Origin of the sequence: Streptomyces sp. NBC_01465, from assembly GCF_036227325.1 — a bacterium.
Lineage (GTDB): Bacteria > Actinomycetota > Actinomycetes > Streptomycetales > Streptomycetaceae > Streptomyces.
The window spans coordinates 8,665,214-8,683,772 of record NZ_CP109467.1; the positions used below are offsets into that span (position 1 = coordinate 8,665,214).

Annotated in this window: 17 protein-coding genes and 1 pseudogene; 11 read left to right on the top strand and 7 right to left on the bottom strand. The window is 70.6% G+C overall.

Annotation, left to right across the window (positions count from 1 at the left end; genetic code table 11):
- Positions 1 to 15 precede the first annotated feature (15 nt).
- Together OG707_RS40150 and tnpA are read right to left on the bottom strand one after the other, a co-directional pair.
- Complete coding sequence (locus OG707_RS40150; protein WP_329126978.1) at positions 16 to 915, bottom strand: universal stress protein; 900 nt, start codon at positions 913 to 915, stop codon at positions 16 to 18.
- 453 nt (positions 916 to 1,368) lie between these two features.
- Entirely contained in the window at positions 1,369 to 1,797 is a 429-nt protein-coding gene (gene tnpA / locus OG707_RS40155; protein WP_329126980.1) for an IS200/IS605 family transposase, read from the bottom strand.
- 8 nt (positions 1,798 to 1,805) lie between these two features.
- Between tnpA and OG707_RS40160 the strand changes: the two genes are divergently transcribed.
- On the top strand, positions 1,806 to 2,972 hold the full coding sequence (locus OG707_RS40160; RefSeq protein ID WP_329128216.1) for an RNA-guided endonuclease InsQ/TnpB family protein: 1,167 nt from the start codon (positions 1,806 to 1,808) through the stop codon (positions 2,970 to 2,972).
- Between the two features lie 371 nt (positions 2,973 to 3,343).
- On the opposite strand, the gene gap is transcribed toward OG707_RS40160, so the two are convergent.
- The 3 genes and pseudogenes from gap to OG707_RS40175 all read right to left on the bottom strand — a co-directional run.
- On the bottom strand, positions 3,344 to 4,366 hold the full coding sequence (gene gap, locus OG707_RS40165) for a type I glyceraldehyde-3-phosphate dehydrogenase (protein ID WP_329126982.1): 1,023 nt from the start codon (positions 4,364 to 4,366) through the stop codon (positions 3,344 to 3,346).
- 111 nt (positions 4,367 to 4,477) lie between these two features.
- On the bottom strand, positions 4,478 to 5,104 hold the full coding sequence (locus tag OG707_RS40170; protein WP_329126983.1) for a hypothetical protein: 627 nt from the start codon (positions 5,102 to 5,104) through the stop codon (positions 4,478 to 4,480).
- Positions 5,105 to 5,249: 145 nt separating this feature from the next.
- Positions 5,250 to 5,696: pseudogene (locus tag OG707_RS40175) on the bottom strand (phosphoketolase); the annotation flags it as partial.
- A gap of 60 nt (positions 5,697 to 5,756) precedes the next feature.
- Between OG707_RS40175 and ppk2 the strand changes: the two are divergent.
- Positions 5,757 to 6,587, top strand: coding sequence for a polyphosphate kinase 2 (gene ppk2, locus OG707_RS40180; protein WP_329126986.1), 831 nt, complete (start codon positions 5,757 to 5,759; stop codon positions 6,585 to 6,587).
- A 155-nt stretch (positions 6,588 to 6,742) separates the two neighbouring features.
- Here the strand turns inward: ppk2 and OG707_RS40185 are convergent, their stop codons facing one another.
- Positions 6,743 to 7,582, bottom strand: a complete 840-nt coding sequence (locus tag OG707_RS40185) for a universal stress protein (RefSeq protein ID WP_329126988.1) — start codon at positions 7,580 to 7,582, stop codon at positions 6,743 to 6,745.
- A 461-nt stretch (positions 7,583 to 8,043) separates the two neighbouring features.
- On the opposite strand from OG707_RS40185, the gene OG707_RS40190 reads away from it, so the two are divergent.
- The 7 genes from OG707_RS40190 (at position 8,044) to OG707_RS40220 (ending at position 15,943) form a co-directional block, all read left to right on the top strand.
- Positions 8,044 to 10,725: a bifunctional acetate--CoA ligase family protein/GNAT family N-acetyltransferase gene (locus tag OG707_RS40190; RefSeq protein ID WP_329126990.1), complete on the top strand. Its 2,682-nt coding sequence runs from the start codon at positions 8,044 to 8,046 to the stop codon at positions 10,723 to 10,725.
- A 22-nt stretch (positions 10,726 to 10,747) separates the two neighbouring features.
- On the top strand, positions 10,748 to 11,482 hold the full coding sequence (locus OG707_RS40195; protein ID WP_329126991.1) for a CBS domain-containing protein: 735 nt from the start codon (positions 10,748 to 10,750) through the stop codon (positions 11,480 to 11,482).
- 16 nt (positions 11,483 to 11,498) lie between these two features.
- On the top strand, positions 11,499 to 12,005 hold the full coding sequence (locus OG707_RS40200; RefSeq protein ID WP_329126993.1) for a flavodoxin domain-containing protein: 507 nt from the start codon (positions 11,499 to 11,501) through the stop codon (positions 12,003 to 12,005).
- Between the two features lie 27 nt (positions 12,006 to 12,032).
- Positions 12,033 to 12,563: a universal stress protein gene (locus tag OG707_RS40205; RefSeq protein WP_329126995.1), complete on the top strand. Its 531-nt coding sequence runs from the start codon at positions 12,033 to 12,035 to the stop codon at positions 12,561 to 12,563.
- A gap of 152 nt (positions 12,564 to 12,715) precedes the next feature.
- Complete coding sequence (locus OG707_RS40210) at positions 12,716 to 13,174, top strand: Crp/Fnr family transcriptional regulator (protein ID WP_329126997.1); 459 nt, start codon at positions 12,716 to 12,718, stop codon at positions 13,172 to 13,174.
- 49 nt (positions 13,175 to 13,223) lie between these two features.
- Positions 13,224 to 13,883, top strand: a complete 660-nt coding sequence (locus OG707_RS40215; RefSeq protein ID WP_329126999.1) for a CBS domain-containing protein — start codon at positions 13,224 to 13,226, stop codon at positions 13,881 to 13,883.
- 125 nt (positions 13,884 to 14,008) lie between these two features.
- Positions 14,009 to 15,943 (top strand): PAS domain S-box protein, encoded by a 1,935-nt coding sequence (locus OG707_RS40220; protein ID WP_329127000.1) that lies wholly within the window; start codon positions 14,009 to 14,011, stop codon positions 15,941 to 15,943.
- Positions 15,944 to 15,980: 37 nt separating this feature from the next.
- Here OG707_RS40220 and OG707_RS40225 read toward each other — a convergent pair whose 3' ends face one another.
- Positions 15,981 to 16,565, bottom strand: a complete 585-nt coding sequence (locus OG707_RS40225) for an Rv1733c family protein (RefSeq protein WP_329127002.1) — start codon at positions 16,563 to 16,565, stop codon at positions 15,981 to 15,983.
- A gap of 195 nt (positions 16,566 to 16,760) precedes the next feature.
- On the opposite strand from OG707_RS40225, the gene OG707_RS40230 reads away from it, so the two are divergent.
- Positions 16,761 to 17,447 (top strand): response regulator transcription factor, encoded by a 687-nt coding sequence (locus OG707_RS40230; RefSeq protein WP_329127004.1) that lies wholly within the window; start codon positions 16,761 to 16,763, stop codon positions 17,445 to 17,447.
- A 109-nt stretch (positions 17,448 to 17,556) separates the two neighbouring features.
- Positions 17,557 to 18,555 carry an Acg family FMN-binding oxidoreductase gene (locus tag OG707_RS40235; RefSeq protein WP_329127005.1) on the top strand — a complete coding sequence of 333 codons (999 nt, stop codon included), beginning with the start codon at positions 17,557 to 17,559 and terminating at the stop codon, positions 18,553 to 18,555.
- The last annotated feature ends 4 nt before the right edge of the window (positions 18,556 to 18,559 follow it).

Genomic DNA, 18,559 nt, shown 5'->3' on the forward strand with positions numbered 1-18,559 from the left:
GGCGGAGTGTGGGGTTCAGGAGTGGGACACGACGGCGACGGGGCACTTGGCGTGGTGCAGCGCCGCGTGGGCGACGGCTCCGATGCGCGGGCCGACGGACGCCGCCCGGTGCCTGCGGCCGACGACCAACAGCCCGGCCTGCGCTGCGCCGTGGACCAGGCGGTACGCGACCCGGCCCTCCACCGCCTGCGCGCTGAGCGCCAGTTGCGGGTACTTCTCCTGCCACTGCCGCACCACGGCCGACAGGGCTTTCTCCCGCTCGGCAGCCAGGTCGTATCCCGACGTCAGGTCCGCACCGGCAGCCATGGCGTAGGGGGACGGCGGCCGGTAGACGTGCACGATGCGCAGCGGGGCACCGCGCAACGCGGCCGCCTCGTAGGCGAAGGCGATCACCTCGTCGCACGGCTGGTCGAGATCCAGGCCCAGGACGACATCACGCAATCCCGTGCTGGTCGACGAGTGGCCCCGGGGATCGGGCAGATGCTCGTCGGTCTCCTGCTCCCCGGCCCGTACGAGAATCACCGGACACCGGGCGCGGGCCACCACCTGCAGGGCCAGGGAGCCCATCAGGAATCCGGACAGCCCTCCCAGCCCCAGCGAACCGAGTACCAGGACCTGTGCCTCGTCCGCGCAGCGCAGCAAAGTCTCCAGAGCGGGCCGGTCGGCCTGCCTGCTCACCAGGGGAACCTGGGGATACCTGGCCCTGAGATGGTCCTCGGCCTCCCGCAGGATCCGCCCGGCCCAGTGCCGCTGGACTGCCCGGTCGGCCTCCGTGGCACCGGGGTGCGGCTGCCACGACCATGCGTGCACCACCTGCAAGGTGGTCTGCCTGAGCCGAGCCTCCCGCGCGGCCCATCCGGCCGCGGCCAGACTCTCGGCGGAACCGTCCACTCCCACGATCACCGGTCGAAGCATGAACAGCCACCTCCCGAACGCCGCCGCGGCGGCGTGTCCACGAACTGTTGGGTCTCACCACTCACCCTGCGCCCGCAGCTCCTGCCGCAGCAGGGGCCGCCAGGCCTGGGTGCGGGTCCGAACGGCCCCTGCGCACGGGCAGGCCGACCGGCGACGGTGGAGACCGGCATTCGCCACCGGGGAGGTGGGGCACTCATGCAGGACCATGTGGTCGCCGGGTGCGACGGGTCACCGGCCGGCGCGCGGGCCGCTCACTGGGCCGCGGCAGTGGCACTCGTACGCGATGTCCCGCTGCAGGTGCTGTGCGCCGTGCCGCCCGCCACGGCTGGCACGTACGGTGCAGACCTGCTTTCAGCGTGATCTAGCGAGGAACCCCGGGCGTTCAGGCCCGGGAGGAATCGCTTCTCAAGATAGGGGTGACCCGCACCGGAGCACGGGTCTGCCCTGTTGGTCTCAGCCGGGATGTTTCTGGTTCTCGATGTACTCCTTGATGATCGACAGCGGGGCGCTGCCGCAGGACGCGGCGAGGTAGGACGGCGACCAGAAGTGCGCGCCCCACAGGTACCGGCGGATGTGGTCGGGAAACTCCTGGCGGAGTCTGCGGGCTGAGACGCCCTTGAGGGAGCCGACCAGCCGGGAGATGGCGACCTTTGGCGGGTAGTGCACGAGCAGATGGACGTGATCACGCTCGCCGTTGAACTCCACCAGTTCGGTTTCGAAGTCCGCGCACACAGCCCGCATGATCTCTTCGCAGCGCGTAAGGATCTCGTCGGTGAACGGTCCGCGCCGGTACTTGGGGGTGAAGACCAAGTGGGCGTGGAGGGTGTGGACGACGCTACGACCCCTGTGAATGTTGGGGTTTGGTTCCCAGCGTGGTGACATAGGTCAATATAATCAGCCGCGTGAAGATCGTGACGCAGGTGAAGCTGATGCCGGAGGTCGACCAGGCCGCCGCGCTCCGCTCCACGCTGCGAACGGTCAATGAGGCGGCGTGCTGGGTTTCCAAAGTGGCGTTCGAGCGTGGGGTTCCGCGTGAGTACGAGCTGCGCAAGCACACCTACCCGCGCCTCAAGGCCGAAGGGCTCGGGGCGCAGGCGGCGCAACACGTGATCAAGAAGGCGCGGGATGCCTACACGACGCTGCACGCCAACATCCGGGCCGGGAATCTCGGCAAGGAGGGCTCCAAGAGGCGGGTGAAAGCGGAGTCGAAGCCGATCACGTTTCGGCCAAAGGCGGCGCAGCCGTTCGATGACCGGTCTCTGTCATGGCAGTTGGATGCCCAGACCGTGTCGATCTGGACGACGGCCGGGCGCATCAAGAACGTTCGCTTCGCCTGCTCCGCCGACGCGCTCGAGGTGCTCCAGCAGTACCGCAAAGGCGAGTCGGATCTGATCGAGCGTGACGGCGTTTTCTACCTGGTCGCCACCTGCGATGTCCCCGAGGCCGAGACGTACGAGCCGGACGGCTTCATCGGCGTCGACCTCGGCATCGTCAACATCGCCACCACGTCCACCGGCTACCAGGCCGCCGGGCGCGGCCTCAACCGCTACCGTAAGCGTCAGCTTGCCCTGCGGGCCAAGCTCCAGAAGAAGCACACCAAGAGCGCGAAGCGCCGGTTGAAGGAGCGTTCTCGCCGCGAACAGCGGCACGTCAAGAACACCAACCACATCATCGCCAAGACGATCGTGACCGAGGCTGAACGCACCTCGGCCGGGATCTCCCTGGAAGAACTCAAGGGAATCCGGCAGAGGGTACGGCTCCGCAAGCCCCAACGGGTCGCACTTCACTCCTGGGCCTTCGCCCAGCTCGGAGACTTCATCGTCTACAAGGCCAAGCGGGCAGGCGTGCCCCTGGTCTTCGTTGATCCCGCGTACACGTCGCAGGCGTGCGCCGAGTGCGGCCACGTCGACAAGCGCAACCGTGTCGACCAGGGGCTTTTCATCTGCCGGGGGTGCGGGGTCGTTACCCACGCCGACCGGAATGCTTCCCACAACATCGCCACTCGTGGCGAGACCGTGTGGAATGCGGGGCGTGAGTCACGCGTCCCTGCACCCTAGGGGTGTCTGGACGGAGGAGGCCACGTCACAGCCAGTGACGCCCTACCTCCAAACCCGGTCTTTTAGGGCCGGGTCAAGTTGACGGCAGCTGAACCGGCTGTACCAGGCCCTCACCGTCCTGTACCCGTCCCTCAAGCGCACCAGGCAGAGGGTCACCGGCCGGGGGCCAGTCGTCCTCGTGCCGCACGAGCCCGCCGGCAGGGCGCAGCACACGCCTGGGACAGCCGGCCGGCGCTCTCGTGCGCGCCTCGGCCGGCTCGGACCTGCTGGTGGTGGGGCGATCAGGGACACGACTGCGTGCCACCGGGGAGGCCGTACTCGCGTACAGCACCTGCCCGGTGGCCGTCGTTTCCTGCTGAACACCGGTGCGCCTAAAGGTCCTTGGCCACCAGGGCGGTGAGGTCCAGCAGGCGCTGGGTGTAGCCCCACTCGTTGTCGTACCAGCCGAACACCTTGACCAGCGGCCCGTGGGCCAGGGTCAGCGCCGGGTCGAAGATGCACGAGGACGGATCGCCGATGACGTCGCGGGAGACGATCGGTGCCCCGGTCACCCGCAGGATGCCGCGCAGAGATCCCTCGGACGCCGTGAGGAACGCGTCGTTGACCGCCTCGGCGCTCGTCTCGCGGTGCAGCACCACGGCCAGGTCCGTGAGCGAGCCGTCCTCCACCGGTACGCGTACCGCGATGCCGTCGAGCACCCCGTCCAGTTCGGGCAGCACCATGCCCACCGCCCGGGCCGCGCCGGTGCTGGTGGGGATGATGCTCAGGGCGGCGGAGCGGGCCCGGCGCAGGTCCTTGTGGGGGCCGTCCAGCAGTGCCTGGTCGTTGGTGTAGCCGTGGATGGTGGTCATCAGCCCGCGCTCGATCCCGAACTGCTCGTGCAGGATCTTCACCATCGGGGCCACGCAGTTGGTGGTGCAGGACGCCGCGGAGACGACCTGGTGCAGGGCCGGGTCGTACGTGTCGTCGTTGACGCCCATGACGATGGTGGCGTCCGCGTTCTTGCCCGGCGCCGAGAGCAGGACCTTGCGGGCGCCGTTCTTGAGGTGCACGGCAGCCGCCTCGCGCTCCCGGAAGCGTCCCGTCGACTCGATCACCACGTCGGTTCCGCCGGTGCTCCAGTCGAGCGCGGCCGGGTCGCGCTGCGCGGTGACGGCGATGCGGTGTCCGTCCACGGTCAGCGACTCGTGGTCGAAGGAGACCCTGCGGTGCAGACGGCCGTAGGTGGAGTCGTACTCCAGCAGATGAGCCAGGGTCGCGGGCGGGGCGATGTCGTTGACGGCCACCACCTCCAGGCCGACTTGGTCCCGGCCGGACTCTGCGCGCTCCAGTACGGCGCGCAGGTAGTTGCGGCCGATCCGGCCGAATCCGTTGATGCCCACACGGACTGTCATGGCAATCCTTTCCGTTGTGGAGACTGTGGAGAGTGCGGTGAACGGGCAGAGGACGGGGGCCGGGACACGGCGTGTGTCCTGGCCCCCGTCCTCGGGATCGTGCGTGTCGGATCAGTGGAGCCAGCGGTGGTCACGTACGAAGGGGAGTCGCTGCCAGAGCGTTCCCAGGCCCCAGGTGAGGCCGGCGCCGGCGACCGCGAGCGCGATGATGATCACCGCGTAGATGACGTGGTAGTCGATGAGCGGATTCGACGACATGCTCGGCGCACCGCCGGACACGTGCTTGGCAGGCGGCCACTCGGCCGTCCACATCAGCGCCATCATCACGGTGCCCGCCACGGCGGCGAAACGCATCGCCACTCCGGCGACGAGGGCGACGCCGATCCCCAACAGGCCGAGCATGAACAGCCAGTTCGCCCAGGGGGCGCCTGCCCAGTCGTGGAACGTCGACTGCAGGGGTCCGGACGACACGCTGCTCAGGAAGCCCTTGGTGGGCGAGCCACCGTCGATCCAGCCCTTGCCCGCCGGGGTCGCGTACCCCCAGCCGAAGGTCTTGTCGAAGAACGCCCACAGGAAGATCCCGCCGGTCAGTACCCGTACGACGGCGAGCGTGCGGCCCAGGGCGGTGCTGGCCACGGCGGGGGCTGCGGTCGTCGTGGCGGTGGTGGCTGCGGCCCCGTTCCTGCGCGAGCGGTGACCGAAGCCAAAGGTCCGGTGCGGATGCTCGTGGATTGCCATGGTGCTCATCCCTTCAACTGGCCCGGTGTGGTTGCAGGTTCACCATCCCGCGTGTGCGGCGGCCCCGGCTGGGGGCGCGGGGCCCTCGTAGGGGGCCGAACGGCCCTCAATTCGCGGGCCGCACGGACCGGGTGTGCTCAGGACTCCCACCTCCAGTCGGCGACCTCGGGGAGGTCGGTGCCGTGCCGGAGGATCCAGGCGTGGTGACGGGTCCGCGCGTCAGCTTCGCCATCCCCACCGCGTCCCGGCCGATGCTCGGATAGATCTCGCTGTACGTACCCTCCAGCCAGGAGTTCGCCAGCACAGCAGGACCCCCGTGCCCGGGGCCCCAGATGCACAGGGCCGGCAGATCGTGCGCGGAGATGATGCGGTTGAGGTGCGTGTGGATCAGGTTGAGGCCCGGCGAGGTGCCCCAGTGCCCCAGCAGCCGCGGCTTGATGTCGCCGGCCTCCAGAGGCCGCTCCAGCAGTGCGTTGCCCATCAGATAGATCTGCCCGACGGCCAGGTAGTTCGCCGCGCGCCAGTGGGCGTCCAGCTCCCGGAGCTCCTGGGCGTCGAGTGCGTCGCTCGTGAAGGGGTCGGTCGTGCGCATGGCTTTCTCCGTAACGTCGTTGTGAGATGGGGGTGTTCACCGAACGGCGGGACTGAAGCGATGGCCGGCAGGAAGACCACGGAGGATCCGGGTGGTGCCCGGGGGCTGCCGCGTGCGCTCTACGAGAGTGAACTGGCGCGCCTGCAGCAGGAATTGATCACCCTGCAGGAGTGGGTGCGCGCCGAAGGGGCCCGGCTGGTGGTGGTCTTCGAGGGACGGGACGCGGCGGGCAAGGGCAGCACGATCAAGCGGGTCGCCGAACATCTCAACCCGCGGATCGCCCGCATCGTCGCCCTGCCCAAACCCACCGGGCGCGAACGCACCCAGTGGTACTTCCAGCGTTACGTCGAGCACCTGCCCGCCGCCGGGGAGATCGTTCTCTTCGACCGCAGCTGGTACAACCGGGCCGGTGTCGAGCACGTCATGGGTTTCTGCACCAAGGAGGAACACCAGCGGTTCCTCCACCAGTGCCCGCAGTTCGAACGCATGCTGGTCGAGGACCGCATTCTGTTGCGCAAGTACTGGTTCTCGGTGAGCGACGCCGTCCAGGAACAGCGCTTCGCCCGCCGGCTGAGCGACCCCACCCGGCGGTGGAAACTCTCCGCGATGGACCTGGAGTCGATCACCCGCTGGGAAGCCTATTCCCGGGCCAAGGACGAGATGTTCGTCCACACCGACACGTCGGAGGCACCGTGGTGGGTGGTGGAGAGCGACGACAAACGCTCCGCCCGCCTCAACATGATCGCCCACCTGCTGTCCAGCGTGCCCTACCAGGCCCAGGAGACGCCGCGGCTCACGCTCCCTCCGCGACCGCCCGCCACCGGCTACCAGCGTCCGCCGCGCGAACTGCAGACGTACGTCCCCGACCACGCCGCACACCTGCGTGGCTGAAGCACACCTCTCCGCCCCTGCCCGGCCCACGCTCCTCACCGCCCTCCCCGGGTGCCCCGCCGTCGGCGTGACACCCGCGAACGGTCCCGCCCCCCCCAGGGGCAGGACCGGCAGGGGCAATTGGGTCCTGTTCCGGGCCTACCGGCCCACCCGCGCTACGGGACGACAGCGACGGGGCAGTCGGCGTGATGCAACAACGCGTGCGCCACACGCCCCGGTCGGTGGCTGCGCCGCGTCACACCCACGACCACCAGATCCGCCGCGGCCGCACGGTCCAGCAACACCTTGTGCGCCGCCCCCTCGACCGTGGAGCGCTCCACGACCACCGACGGCTCGTCCTTCGAAGCCCGCTGGACGGTCTGCTCGATCAGCTCGGCTGCGAGCTGCTCGTGGGCATGGGCCGGCGTTTCCACCAGCACCGGGACATCGGCGGCCTCATAGGCCGGGCACCGCCAACTGCGTACCGCCTCCAGCGAGCAGCCGCGCACCGCGGCCTCCCGGAACGCGAATGCTGCGGCACGGGTTCCCGCCTCCTCGCCAACACCCAGCACGATCCGCCGGTTTGCCCCCGGCCCGCGCGCGGGCGACGTACGCACCACGACGACCGGGCAGTGGGCCCGGGCCGCGAGCATCAGACTCACCGAGCCGAGCAGTGTGGCGGCGAGCGCACCGCGCCCGCGGCTGCCAGTGACCACCGCCCACGCAGAGTTGCTCGCGCGCACCAGCGCACCCACCGCATCCTGCCCCTGCACCTCGCCGGTGACCTCGACGTTGCTGTTCCGCCGGTGCGCATGCTCCACGGCGGCGGCCACGATCTCCTCGGCGAGCCGCTGTTCGAAGGAGCGCCCCGCGTTGTACTGCAGCAGCGGACCTTCGTAGCGCTCCCACAGCGATCCGTACACCAGACGGACCTTCAGGTGGTGGCGGGCGGCCGCGTCCACGGCCCAGTCGACCGCACGCAGGCTCGCATCGGATCCGTCTGTCCCAACGACCACGGGCAGTTCCATGGTGTGCGCCGCCTTCCCTGATCCTCGTATCGGGGCACTTGCAAACTCCCACCTGCCGGGTTGCGCAGGCAGGGGCCCTTCGGCCCCCGGGGTATGACCCAGTGGCTCTGTCGGGGAGTTCACCGGCCCGCGTATCAAAGAGCGATACCGCAAAGGGTGTTTCCGTACGGGACGAAGCAATGTCCGTCCGCCGGAGCACCCGGACCTCTGGACACCCGGCGCGAGGCCCGGGTGGCGAGGCTCATCCGTGGGGGAGCGGGTCCCCGCGAGTTCCTGCGGCCGGAACTCCCGCGCCGGCCGCAGGAACTCTCCAGCCACCGCATCACCTGTGAACCGCCCCGGTGAGGGCCGGTCGGCCCCTGTAACGGACCCGGGCAGCCCCTTCGTCCGGGCCGGTGCGCGGGCCGACGCTGAGATCGGACCCGCACGCTTCGAGAAGGGCTTCAGAGATGACCGAGACCCGGCACGACGGGGTGCACACGCTGCTCATGGACGGGACCACCGCTCACATTCGTCGCGGCGGTCCCGGTGACCGTGCAGCTGTGCTCCACCTTTACGAGGCGATGTCGCCGCAGAACCTGCGACTGCGGTTCTTCGGGCTTAGCCATCGCTCGGGGGAGCAGGCGGCCGAGAGGGTCGCCGCCCCTGCGCACGAGGGCTATTGCGCGCTGATCGCCGAGAGCGAGGGGAGCCTGATCGGATTGGCCGAGTACCAGCTCGTCGAGGCGGGGACGGCGGAGATCGCCCTGGCCGTCGCCGACGACCACCACCATCAGGGCATCGGCACTCTTCTGCTGGAGCATCTCATCGACGCCGCCCGCACCGAGAAGGTCTCTTCCTTCACGGCGGACGCCCTGGCGGAGAACCACGAGATGCTGAAGGTGTTCGCTGATCTGGGCCTGCACTCCCGCCGCCGGTTCAAGGGGCCCGACGTGCAGTGCACCGTGGAACTCGAGCCCGGCGAGGAGTACTTGGCGGCCGTGGACGCGCGGTCCGCCGTCGCGGACGTGGCAAGCCTGCGCGCGCTCCTCGCGCCCCGCTCCGTGGCGGTCATCGGCGCAGGTCGCAGCGCCGGATCCGTAGGGCGGGCCGTGCTGCGCAACCTGCGCACCGGCGCGTTCACCGGTCTCCTGCAGGCGGTCAATCCCAGCGCGGCAGCGATTGAATGGGTCGGCTGCCACCCGGACGTGCAGGCTTTGAGTGAGGTGCCCGACCTCGCCGTGCTCGCCGTTCCGGCCGCAGCGATTTCCCGGACGGCACGCGAGTGCGGCGCCAAGGGGATACGCGCCCTGGTCGTCGTCTCCGCCGGGCTCAGTCCGCAGGAGTCCGACGACCTGCTCGCCGCGTGCCGGCGCTACGGAATGCGCCTGGTGGGACCCAATTGCCTGGGCGTCGCCAACACCGACCCCGCACTCAAACTCAACGCGACCTTCGCCGCCGGACGCCTGCTGCCGGGGACCGCCGGTGTCGCGGTGCAGTCCGGGGGAGTGGGCATCGCCGTCCTGGAGGGCCTGGGCCGGCTGGGAATCGGCGTGTCCACGTTCGTCTCCCTCGGCGACAAGCGCGATGTCAGCGGCAACGACATGCTGCAGTGGTGGGAGCAGGACCAGGTCACCGACCTGGCCATCCTCCACCTGGAGTCCTTCGGCAACCCCCGCGCCTTCTCCCGCACAGCACGGCGCCTGGCCCGCACCATGCCAGTCCTGACCGTCGACGCCGGGCGCACCTCCGCCGGCCGCCGGGCCGCCGCCACGCACTCCGCCGCCGCGGCCACCCCCACCCTCACCCGCCAGGCGCTCTTCACCCAGGCCGGGATCATTGCCACCCGCACCATCGGCGAACTCCTGGACACCGCGGCCTTCCTGCACTCCCAGCCCCTCCCGCAGGGCGCCCGCGTCGCGGTGGTCACCAACGCGGGCGGCGCCGGAGTACTGGCCGCCGACGCACTCACCGAGGCCGGACTCACTCTGCCCGTCCTCGGAGCCGACCTGATTGCGGACCTGCTGGCCCTGCTCCCCGCCGGGGCGACCGCAACCAACCCCGTCGACGTGACCCCGGCGGTCGGTGAGAGCCAACTCGCCGCCTGCATCGACCGGCTGAGCGCACACGGCGCGGTGGACGCCGTCCTGGTGGCCCTCGTCCCCACCGCCGTGGCCCTGGCCACCGGCGACGAGCTGACCCGGGCCCTCACCCACATCGCCCGCCCCGCGCGCCCGGTCGCCCTGGTGCTGCCCGCCCAGGCGACCCGCACGGAACTGCTCCCCGCCCACGGCGGCAGGGCCGTTCCCTCCTACGCCGACGCCCAGGACGCCGCCGCGGCGCTCGCCCACGCGGCGACCTACGCCCAGTGGCGCGCCCGCCCGGCACAGGCCCCGCTTCCGCCCTTCGACGCCGACACCGAGGCGGCCGCCACCACGGTGCGCCGCTACCTCCAGACCCACCCCGAAGGCGGCTGGCTCGACCCCCGCACCACCGCCGAACTCCTCACCCACTACCGCATTCCGCAGCTTCCCTGGGCGTGGGCCACCACGGAGGACGAAGCGGCCGACGCGGCCGCCCGGCTGGCCGGTCCCGACGGCCGGGTCGTGATGAAGGCGTACTGGCCCGGGCTGATCCACAAGAGCGAGCAGCGCGCCGTCCTGCTCGACCTGCAGAACGAAGCGCAAGTCAGGGCCGCTCACCGGGACCTCGCCACCCGCTTCGGCGATCTGATGACCGGAGTGGTCATCCAGCCGCTCGCCGAGCGCGGCACCGAACTGTTCGCCGGCGTGACCCAGGACGAGGTATTCGGCCCCTTGGTCCTGTTCGGACTCGGCGGCACCGCCACCGAACTTCTCACCGACCACGCGGCGCGCCTCGCCCCCCTCACCGCCGGCGACGTCCACGACCTCATCACCTCGCCCCGCTGCGCCCCGCTGCTGTTCGGCCACCGCGGCAGCGGGCCCGTCGACCTGAACGCCCTGGAACAGCTGCTGCTGGGCCTGTCGAGCATGGCATTCGACCTGCCGCAGCTCGCCGAGGCCGACCTCAATCCAGTCCTTGCCGGACCTCGCGGAGTCACCGTTCTCGATGCCCGTGTCCGCCTGATTCCCCGCGCCGCCCACGACCCCTACCTGCGCCGACTGCGCTGAACACCCTCCAAGGAGGCCCCAGATGAAACACACCAAGGTCGGCACCGTGATGACTCGTGACGTCGTCACCGTCCGCGAAAGCACCCCCTTCAAGAAGGTCGCCCGTTTGCTGGAGGAGAGCCGCATCAGCGGCCTGCCCGTCCTCGACGACGACGAGCACGTCATCGGCGTCGTCTCCGAGACCGACCTCATGCAGCACCAGGCTGGCGATCCCGGCCCCGTACGGCACCCCGCGCTGCGCCGGTGGAAGCTCCTCGTGTCGGGCACGGCCCGCCGCCGGCTCGCCAAGTCCCGGGCGACCAACGCCGGATCACTGATGTCCACCCCGGCGGTCACGGTGCACGCCGACGACAGCATTGCCGAAGCGGCCCGCACCATGGCCGAGCACCACATCGAGCGCCTCCCCGTCCTCGACGCGGAGGACCGCATGGTCGGCATCGTCGCCCGCCGCGACATCCTGCAGGTCTTCCTGCGCCCGGACGAGGAGATCCGCACCGCCGTTCTCCAGGACGTCGTGGTCGGCGCTCTCTGGCTGGCCCCCCAGACCATCAACGTGAGTGTTCACAACGGGGTCGTCACCCTGCACGGGCAGGTCGAACGACTCAGCGAGAAGCCCATCGCCCTGCACATGACGAGTCTCGTCGACGGCGTCGTCGCGGTCGTCGACCGGCTCACCTACCGCCTGGACGACTCACACCTGCAGCCCGCCGAACTGGCAGTCCACGGTGTGACCGAATCCTGGCTGCGGAAACTCTGAGGAAGGCGGGCCCTCGATGACTGCCACCGTCCTGATCGCCTACGCCTCCAGGGAAGGCGCCACTGTCGGAATCGCCCGTACGCTGGCGGCGGCTCTGGACGAACACGGCCTGCACACCCGGGTGACGGCCGCCGCCGACGTCCAGGACCTCCACGGCTGCGACGCCGTCGTCCTGGGCAGCGCCCTCTACGCCGGGCGCTGGCTCAAGGACGCCCGAACCTTCGCCCGCATCCACCGCCGCGCCCTGGCCGAACTGCCCCTGTGGCTCTTCAGCAGCGGCCCCCTGGACGACTCCGCCACCACCCGCTCCATCCCGCCGGTGGCAGGCGTGGCCCGCACCGCACGACGTCTGCGGGCCCGCGGCCACATCACGATCGGCGGCGCCCTGCAAGCAGGGGCCACCGGCCGCATGGCCCGCATGCTCCTGGCCCAAGGCCGCGGCGGCGACTTCCGCGACCCGGAGCAGATCCGCACCTTCGCAACCCGGATCGCCGGCGCTCTCAGCCCGGCGACCCACCCCTGACTCCCTCCGCGGCGGCCGCCCTCACCGATGACCGCCGCCCGCCCGGAAAGGAAATACCATGCCCGCCCCGCCCCGCCGCGCATCGTCGTCGGCATCGACACCTCCGTCGCATCAACTGCCGCACTGCGCTGGGCCGCCGCCCAGGCCGCCGCACTGCACGCACAGATCATCGCTGTCCACGCGTGGCAGCCGGCCACCTGCCAACTGGCCCCCTACGCCCACGTACCCGCCCACCCCACGCCCGGCGAAGAGCGCCGGTACGCTGAACAGCTGCTCGACCACGTGGTCCGTGGCGCCCTGGGCGAGAGACCCCCGGTGCCCGTGCGTACGGTCGTCGCCGAAGGACCCGCCGTCGCGGTCCTGCTGGAACACGCCCGCACAGCCCTGCTGCTGGCCCTGGGCCACCGCCCGCACGCCGGCACTGCGGCACCGGCGGTCGGAGCCGTCGCGAGGGGTTGTCTGAGCGCGGCCACCGTCCCTGTCGTGAGCATCCCCGCCGACCCCGGGCCACACCGGCGAACAGCCCACGCAGCCCATGCCGCCCTCCGGGCCGGATGACTGCACCGTCCGCCCGGCACCCGGCACCCGGCCGGGGCCGGACGGACCTCGTGCCTGGACCGCGCGGCCCGTACCGGACGGGCGGCCGTCCGAGCACGCTGGCAGAGGAAGGCCCCTTTCCCTTCCGGGGCCCCGCACAAGGAGGTTCTGTGATGAACGCGACCACCCGGATGACCAGCGCACTGACCGCCCCCTACCGTGAGCGACTGATGCAGGGCGCCCGTGAGGTGTCCTTCGCCCAGGGCGAGCGTCTGTTCTCCGAGGGCCAGCACGCCGACCGGTTCTGGGTCATTCGCACCGGCACCGTCGCCCTGGACCTGCACGTGCCCGGGCGCCGCCCCGCGATCATCGAGACGCTCGGCCACGGCGAACTCCTCGGCTGGTCCTGGCTGTACGCCCCCTACACCTGGCAGATGGGCGCCGAAGCGGTCTCTCCGGTCCGCGCCTACGAACTGGACGCGGAGACGGTCCGCACCCTGTGCCGGCAGGACCCCGTCCTCGGAACCGCCGTCGCCCTGTGGGTCGGCCGTGTCCTCTCCCGCAGGCTGCTCGCCGCCCGGACCCGACTGCTCGACCTCTACGCCCCTTACGGCAGCGGCCTGCCCCGCTGACCGCGCCCGCCCACCCCTGCCTGCCCCGACACCCCGTACGGAGGACACCGTGTACCCCGGACCGCAGACGGTCAGCGACGTGATGACCCACACCGTCATCGCCGTAGGCCGCGAGGCCACCTTCAAGGACATCGTCCACAGACTCCAGCAGTGGAAGATCAGCGCGCTGCCCGTCCTGGAGGGCGAAGGACGCGTGATCGGCGTGGTCTCCGAGGCCGATCTGATCCCCAAAGAGGCCTTCCACGACAGTGACCCCGGACGCCTCGGCGAACTCCGCAGCCTCACTGATCTCACCAAGGCCGACGGGCTCACCGCGGGACAGCTGATGACCGCCCCGGCCACCACCATCCACGCCTCGGCAACCCTCGCCCAGGCCGCCCGGGTGATGGCCCGCCGCGCCGTCAAGCGGCTCCCTGTCGTCAACTCCGAGGCACTCCTCGAAGGCATCGTCAGCCGCAGCGACCTGCTCACCGTCTTCCTGCGCTCCGACGAGGAACTCGCCGAGGAGATCCGGCACTCGGTCCTCTCCGCCCTCGCTCCGCACACCACCACACCGATCGTCGTGGATGTCCACGACGGCATCGCCTACCTGACAGGAACCGTGCAGGACACCAATCTGATCCCTCTCGCCACCCGCCTGGCCCGCGCTGTCGAGGGCATCGTGGACGTACGGAGCGCTCTCACCAACGGCCACCCCACAGCCCACTGAACCGCTCCGCCGGACCAGGGCCGCCGACACGACACGCGCGCACCTCAAGGGGGCAGAGAAGGTGCAGCAACGGTCACTTGGTGACAAGTCCCCCTCGTCCCCTTGCGCCGATGCTGAGATGTTCCATGCATACGGGCCGGAACAACACAGAACCCCGCAGGCACGCCACGGCCGAGGAGCCGTTCCGTGCCCTGCTGGAGGCGGCTCCCGACGCGATGGTGATCGTGGACGACACCGGCGTGATCAGGCTCGTCAATGCCCAGACGGAGGCGCTCTTCGGGTACCCCCGCAATGAACTGCTGGGGCGTCCCATCGAGATCCTGGTCCCGCAGCGCTTCCGTTCCCAGCATCCGGGCCACCGCCTGGACTACTCCGCCAATCAGCAGGTCCGCCCGATGGGCGCCAACCTCGAGCTCTACGGACTGCGGCGGGACGGCGGTGAGTTCCCCGTCGAGATCAGCATCAGCCCCCTGCAGACCCCCGACGGGCTGCTGATTTCGGCGGCCGTGCGCGACATCAGTGAGCGCCAGGCCGCCGAGGCTCGCTTCCGCGCCCTGCTGGAAGCCGCCCCCGACGCCATCGTCATCGTGGACGACGCCGGCACCATCCAGCTCGTCAACGCGCAGACCGAGACTCTATTCGGCTACCGACGTGAGGAGCTCCTGGGACGCCAGGTGGAAGTTCTGGTGCCCCAGCGCTTCCACCATCACCACCCGTCCCACCGCCACGGCTACGTGGACAACCACCGTGTGCGCCCGATGGGCGCCGGCCTGGACCTGCACGGGCTGCGCAAGGACGGCGGCGAGTTCCCCGTCGAGATCAGCCTCAGCCCCCTGGAGACCCCGGACGGCACGCTGATCTCCGCCGCGATCCGCGACGTCAGCGAACGCAAGGCTGCCGAGATCCAGCTCGCCGAACTCTACGAACAGCAGCGCCACGTCGCCCTCACCCTGCAACGCAGCCTGATGGGCTCGCCCGCCCCACTGCCCGGCATGGACGCCTCCAGCCGCTACTTCCCCGCACGTCAGGGCCCGGGTGTGGGCGGCGACTGGTTCGACCTGATCGCCCTGGGCGGCGGCCGGGTGGGCGTACTGATGGGCGACGTCATGGGCCGCGGCCTGGAGGCCGCAGCCGTCATGGGACAGCTCCGCTCGGCCTCCCACGCCCTGGCCAAGACCGGCATGCCGCCGTGGCAGCTCATGCGGGCCCTGGACGCGGTCGTCAGTGAACTGCCCGACCAACTCGTCACCTGCTGCTACCTGATCCTCGACCCGGACGAGAGCGCCCTGACCGTGTGCTCCGCCGGACATCTGCCGGTCCTGCTGGTGGACCCCACCGGTCAGGTCCGCCGACTCCCGGTACCCGTCAGCGTGCCCCTGGGCGTCGGCGAAGTACCCCACCAGGAAATCCGGCTCACCGTCCCGCCGTCCTCCGTGCTGGCCCTCTACACCGACGGTCTGGTGGAGACCCCCACCAGCGACATCGAGGAGCAGATCGACGCCCTGACCGTCGCCCTGGAGAAGGCCATCGCGGATTCACCCTGCCTGGACCTGGCGGCAGACTCCATCCTCGCCGCACTGCTGCCCGACCCGGTGGGCTACGCCGACGACGTGACCCTGCTCCTCGCCCGGATCCCGCTCGCCCCGCTCACCGCCGTATCCGCAGAGCTGCCCGCCCTGCCCGTCAGCGTGGGGGAGGGGCGGCGCTTCCTGCGCCGCACTCTGGAGGACTGGGGATGTGAGGACCTCACCGACACCGCCTGCCTGCTCGCCTCCGAACTTCTGACGAACGCGGTCCGCCATGCGTGCGACCCGCTCAGGCTGCGGCTGCGCCGCACACGCGACGACCTCACCATCGAAGTCTGCGACGGCAGCCCGGTCCTGCCCCGGGCCAGAACGGCCGCGCTCGACGAGGAGTCGGGCCGCGGACTGGCACTGCTCGACCAACTGGCCGCCACCTGGGGCACGCTGCCCACCCAGGACGGCAAAGCCGTATGGTTCTCCGTCCTCCTGCCCCCATCGCACAGCGGGTCGCCCCTGGAAACGGGTACGGCCCGCTGACCTGTCAACTGTGCCGCTGCGGCACGGGAACGGTCCTTCAAAGAATCTGGCGCCGCCACACGAGTGCCACCTCTTGCCACTCTGCGTCCCAGCCGCGCATCCGCAGCACCTCGATGTGGGCCCTCAGGCCGAGGCCGACCAGGAACACCAGCGCACCGGCCCCCGATCCGGCCAGAACCGCGGAGTAGCCCGCCCGAACGATGCGGTCGGAGTCCGAAGGAGGCGGGCTCACCAGGGAGTTGTGCGGACCCGCCCACGCGGTCACCGAAGTGCCCGCGGCGGCCCCGGCCGGCACCCGGGTCGTGCCTGTGCGGGTGGCGCCCCGCGCGTCGACCCAGCGGACCCGCGCCATCACCTGCTCGGAGCCGGCGCCCGACACCGCGGCCACGGCCGGCGGTGCCGCCTGTGTCAGCACGGCAGGGACGCGATGTCGGTCGCTCTGCTGTGCGGAGATGCTGCTGGAGACCCAACCGGCCGTGGCCGCGCCGACCGCGACAACGGCCACCGCGACCAGCGCCCAGGTCGCGGCCACGACCCAGGCCTCCAGTATGTCGCTGCGCCGCTTCAGCGGATTGTTCCGCCAGCGCCACAGCCGCACAGCGGTCCGCTTCGTGAATGCCATCGTGGAACGCCTCCTCGGGATCCTTCGACCGTGCCAGGCATGCACACGCTCCGGCAGGGGCCGATACGCCGCCCCCACGGGGCCGAAAGGTCTCAACGCGCCCCGGACAATGGGCTGTTAGGCCCTGGCCGACGGGGCTGTACGCGGGCGAGGATTCCTTCAGGACGAAGCACATCGCTCCAGTGAGGGACGGCCATGACCGCATCAGCCCACAAGTTCTCCGACGAGCACCCGATCAGGGTCTTCCTCGTCGACGACCACGAAGTCGTCCGGCGCGGTCTGATCGACCTGCTGGACGCCGAACCCGACATCGCGGTCGTCGGAGATGCGGGCTCGGTCGAACACGCCGTGAACCGCGGCAAGGCGCTGCGCCCCGATGTCGCCGTCCTCGACGTACGTCTGCCCGACGGGGACGGCATCACCGTCTGCAGGGAGTTGCGCTCGGACATGCCGGAGCTGGCCTGCCTGATGCTCACCTCGTTCGACGACGACGACGCCCTCCTCGACGCGATCATGGCGGGCGCATCCGGATACGTGCTGAAGCAGATCCGCGGGGCCGACCTGCTCTCGGCGGTGCGTACGGTGGCCGCAGGGCAGTCCATGCTGGACCCCGCGACCACGGCCCGGCTGATGAACAGCCTGCGCACCGAACCGGCGCCCGAGGGCGCCCAGCCGCCCGAACTCGCCGGTCTCACGGCGCGCGAACGCGACATCCTTGAGCTCATTGGCGGAGGACTCACCAACCGGCAGATCGGCGAGCAGCTGTTCCTGTCGGAGAAGACCGTCAAGAACAACATCTCCCGCCTCTTGGCGAAACTCGGGGTCCACCGGCGCGTCCAGGCCGCCGTGCTCGCTTCCCAGCTCGAGCGCCGCACCCCCTGAACGGCCGCCCAGGAAAGGCCTGTTCGGCCCCTTGGGGTGAACCGCCCGGCCCCTTCGATCCCTGCCCGGTCACCGGTCAGGCTCGAAAGGCAACCTGGAGGTGGGAGTCATGCCCCCTGCGACCCTCGACGGCGCAACCGTCGAAGCGCTGATCACCGCTGCTTCCGCAGCGCCCTCGATCCACAACACCCAGCCCTGGCGGTTCGGCCTGGACCCGCAGACCCTGACCTTCACCATCAGTGCCGCCCCCGAACGTGCCCTGCACCACAGTGATCCGCATGGGCGCGCCCTCCATCTCTCCGTCGGGGCCGCTCTGTTCAACCTGCGCGTCGCCGTCACCCACTTCGGCTGGCGGCCCCTGACCCGGCTCCTGCCGTCCCCGGCCGATCCGGCTCTGCTGGCCACCGTGCAACTGGCAGCCACCGCGAAGCAGGCCGCGGCCCACCGGCCGGACCTCTATGCCGGCATCGAACGCCGGCACACCAGCCGATTCCCCTTCGCCGACCGCTGGCCACCGCCCGTCGTACGCGCGGAACTGGTCGAAGCCGCCCACGCCGAAGGCGCCACCCTCAGCTACCCCGGCGTGGAGGAGACCGAACGCCTCCTGCGACTGGCAGCCGAGGCCGAGTTCCGCAATGCCCACGACGGACAACGCGCCGCCGAGAACCTCAACTGGGCTCCCGCCGGGGCCGGTCGTACGGACGGCCTCCCGCAGACGGCCTTCGGCCGGCAGGATGCCACCAGCCGTCTGCCCATGCGCACCTTCACCGGCTTGTGCCGGAGCCGCGCCCTGAAAACAGCCGCGTTCGAGCAGCACCCCCTGATCGCCGTCCTGGCGACCGCGCACGACCGCCGGGTGGACTGGCTGAGGGCCGGACAAGCTCTGGAACACGTCCTGCTGGTCGCCACCGTGCACGACGTACGTGCCTCGCTCCTCCATCAGCCGCTGGAATGGTCCCACCTGCGCCGCTCCCTGCGCGGCCCGGCGGACCTGCACTCTCAGGTCCAGATGCTCATCCGTCTGGGCTACGGCCCGCCGGGCAGCCCCACCCCGCGCCGGGACCCCTCCCAGGTGCTGCGCATCCACCAACGGCCCGCCACCACGTAGGGCG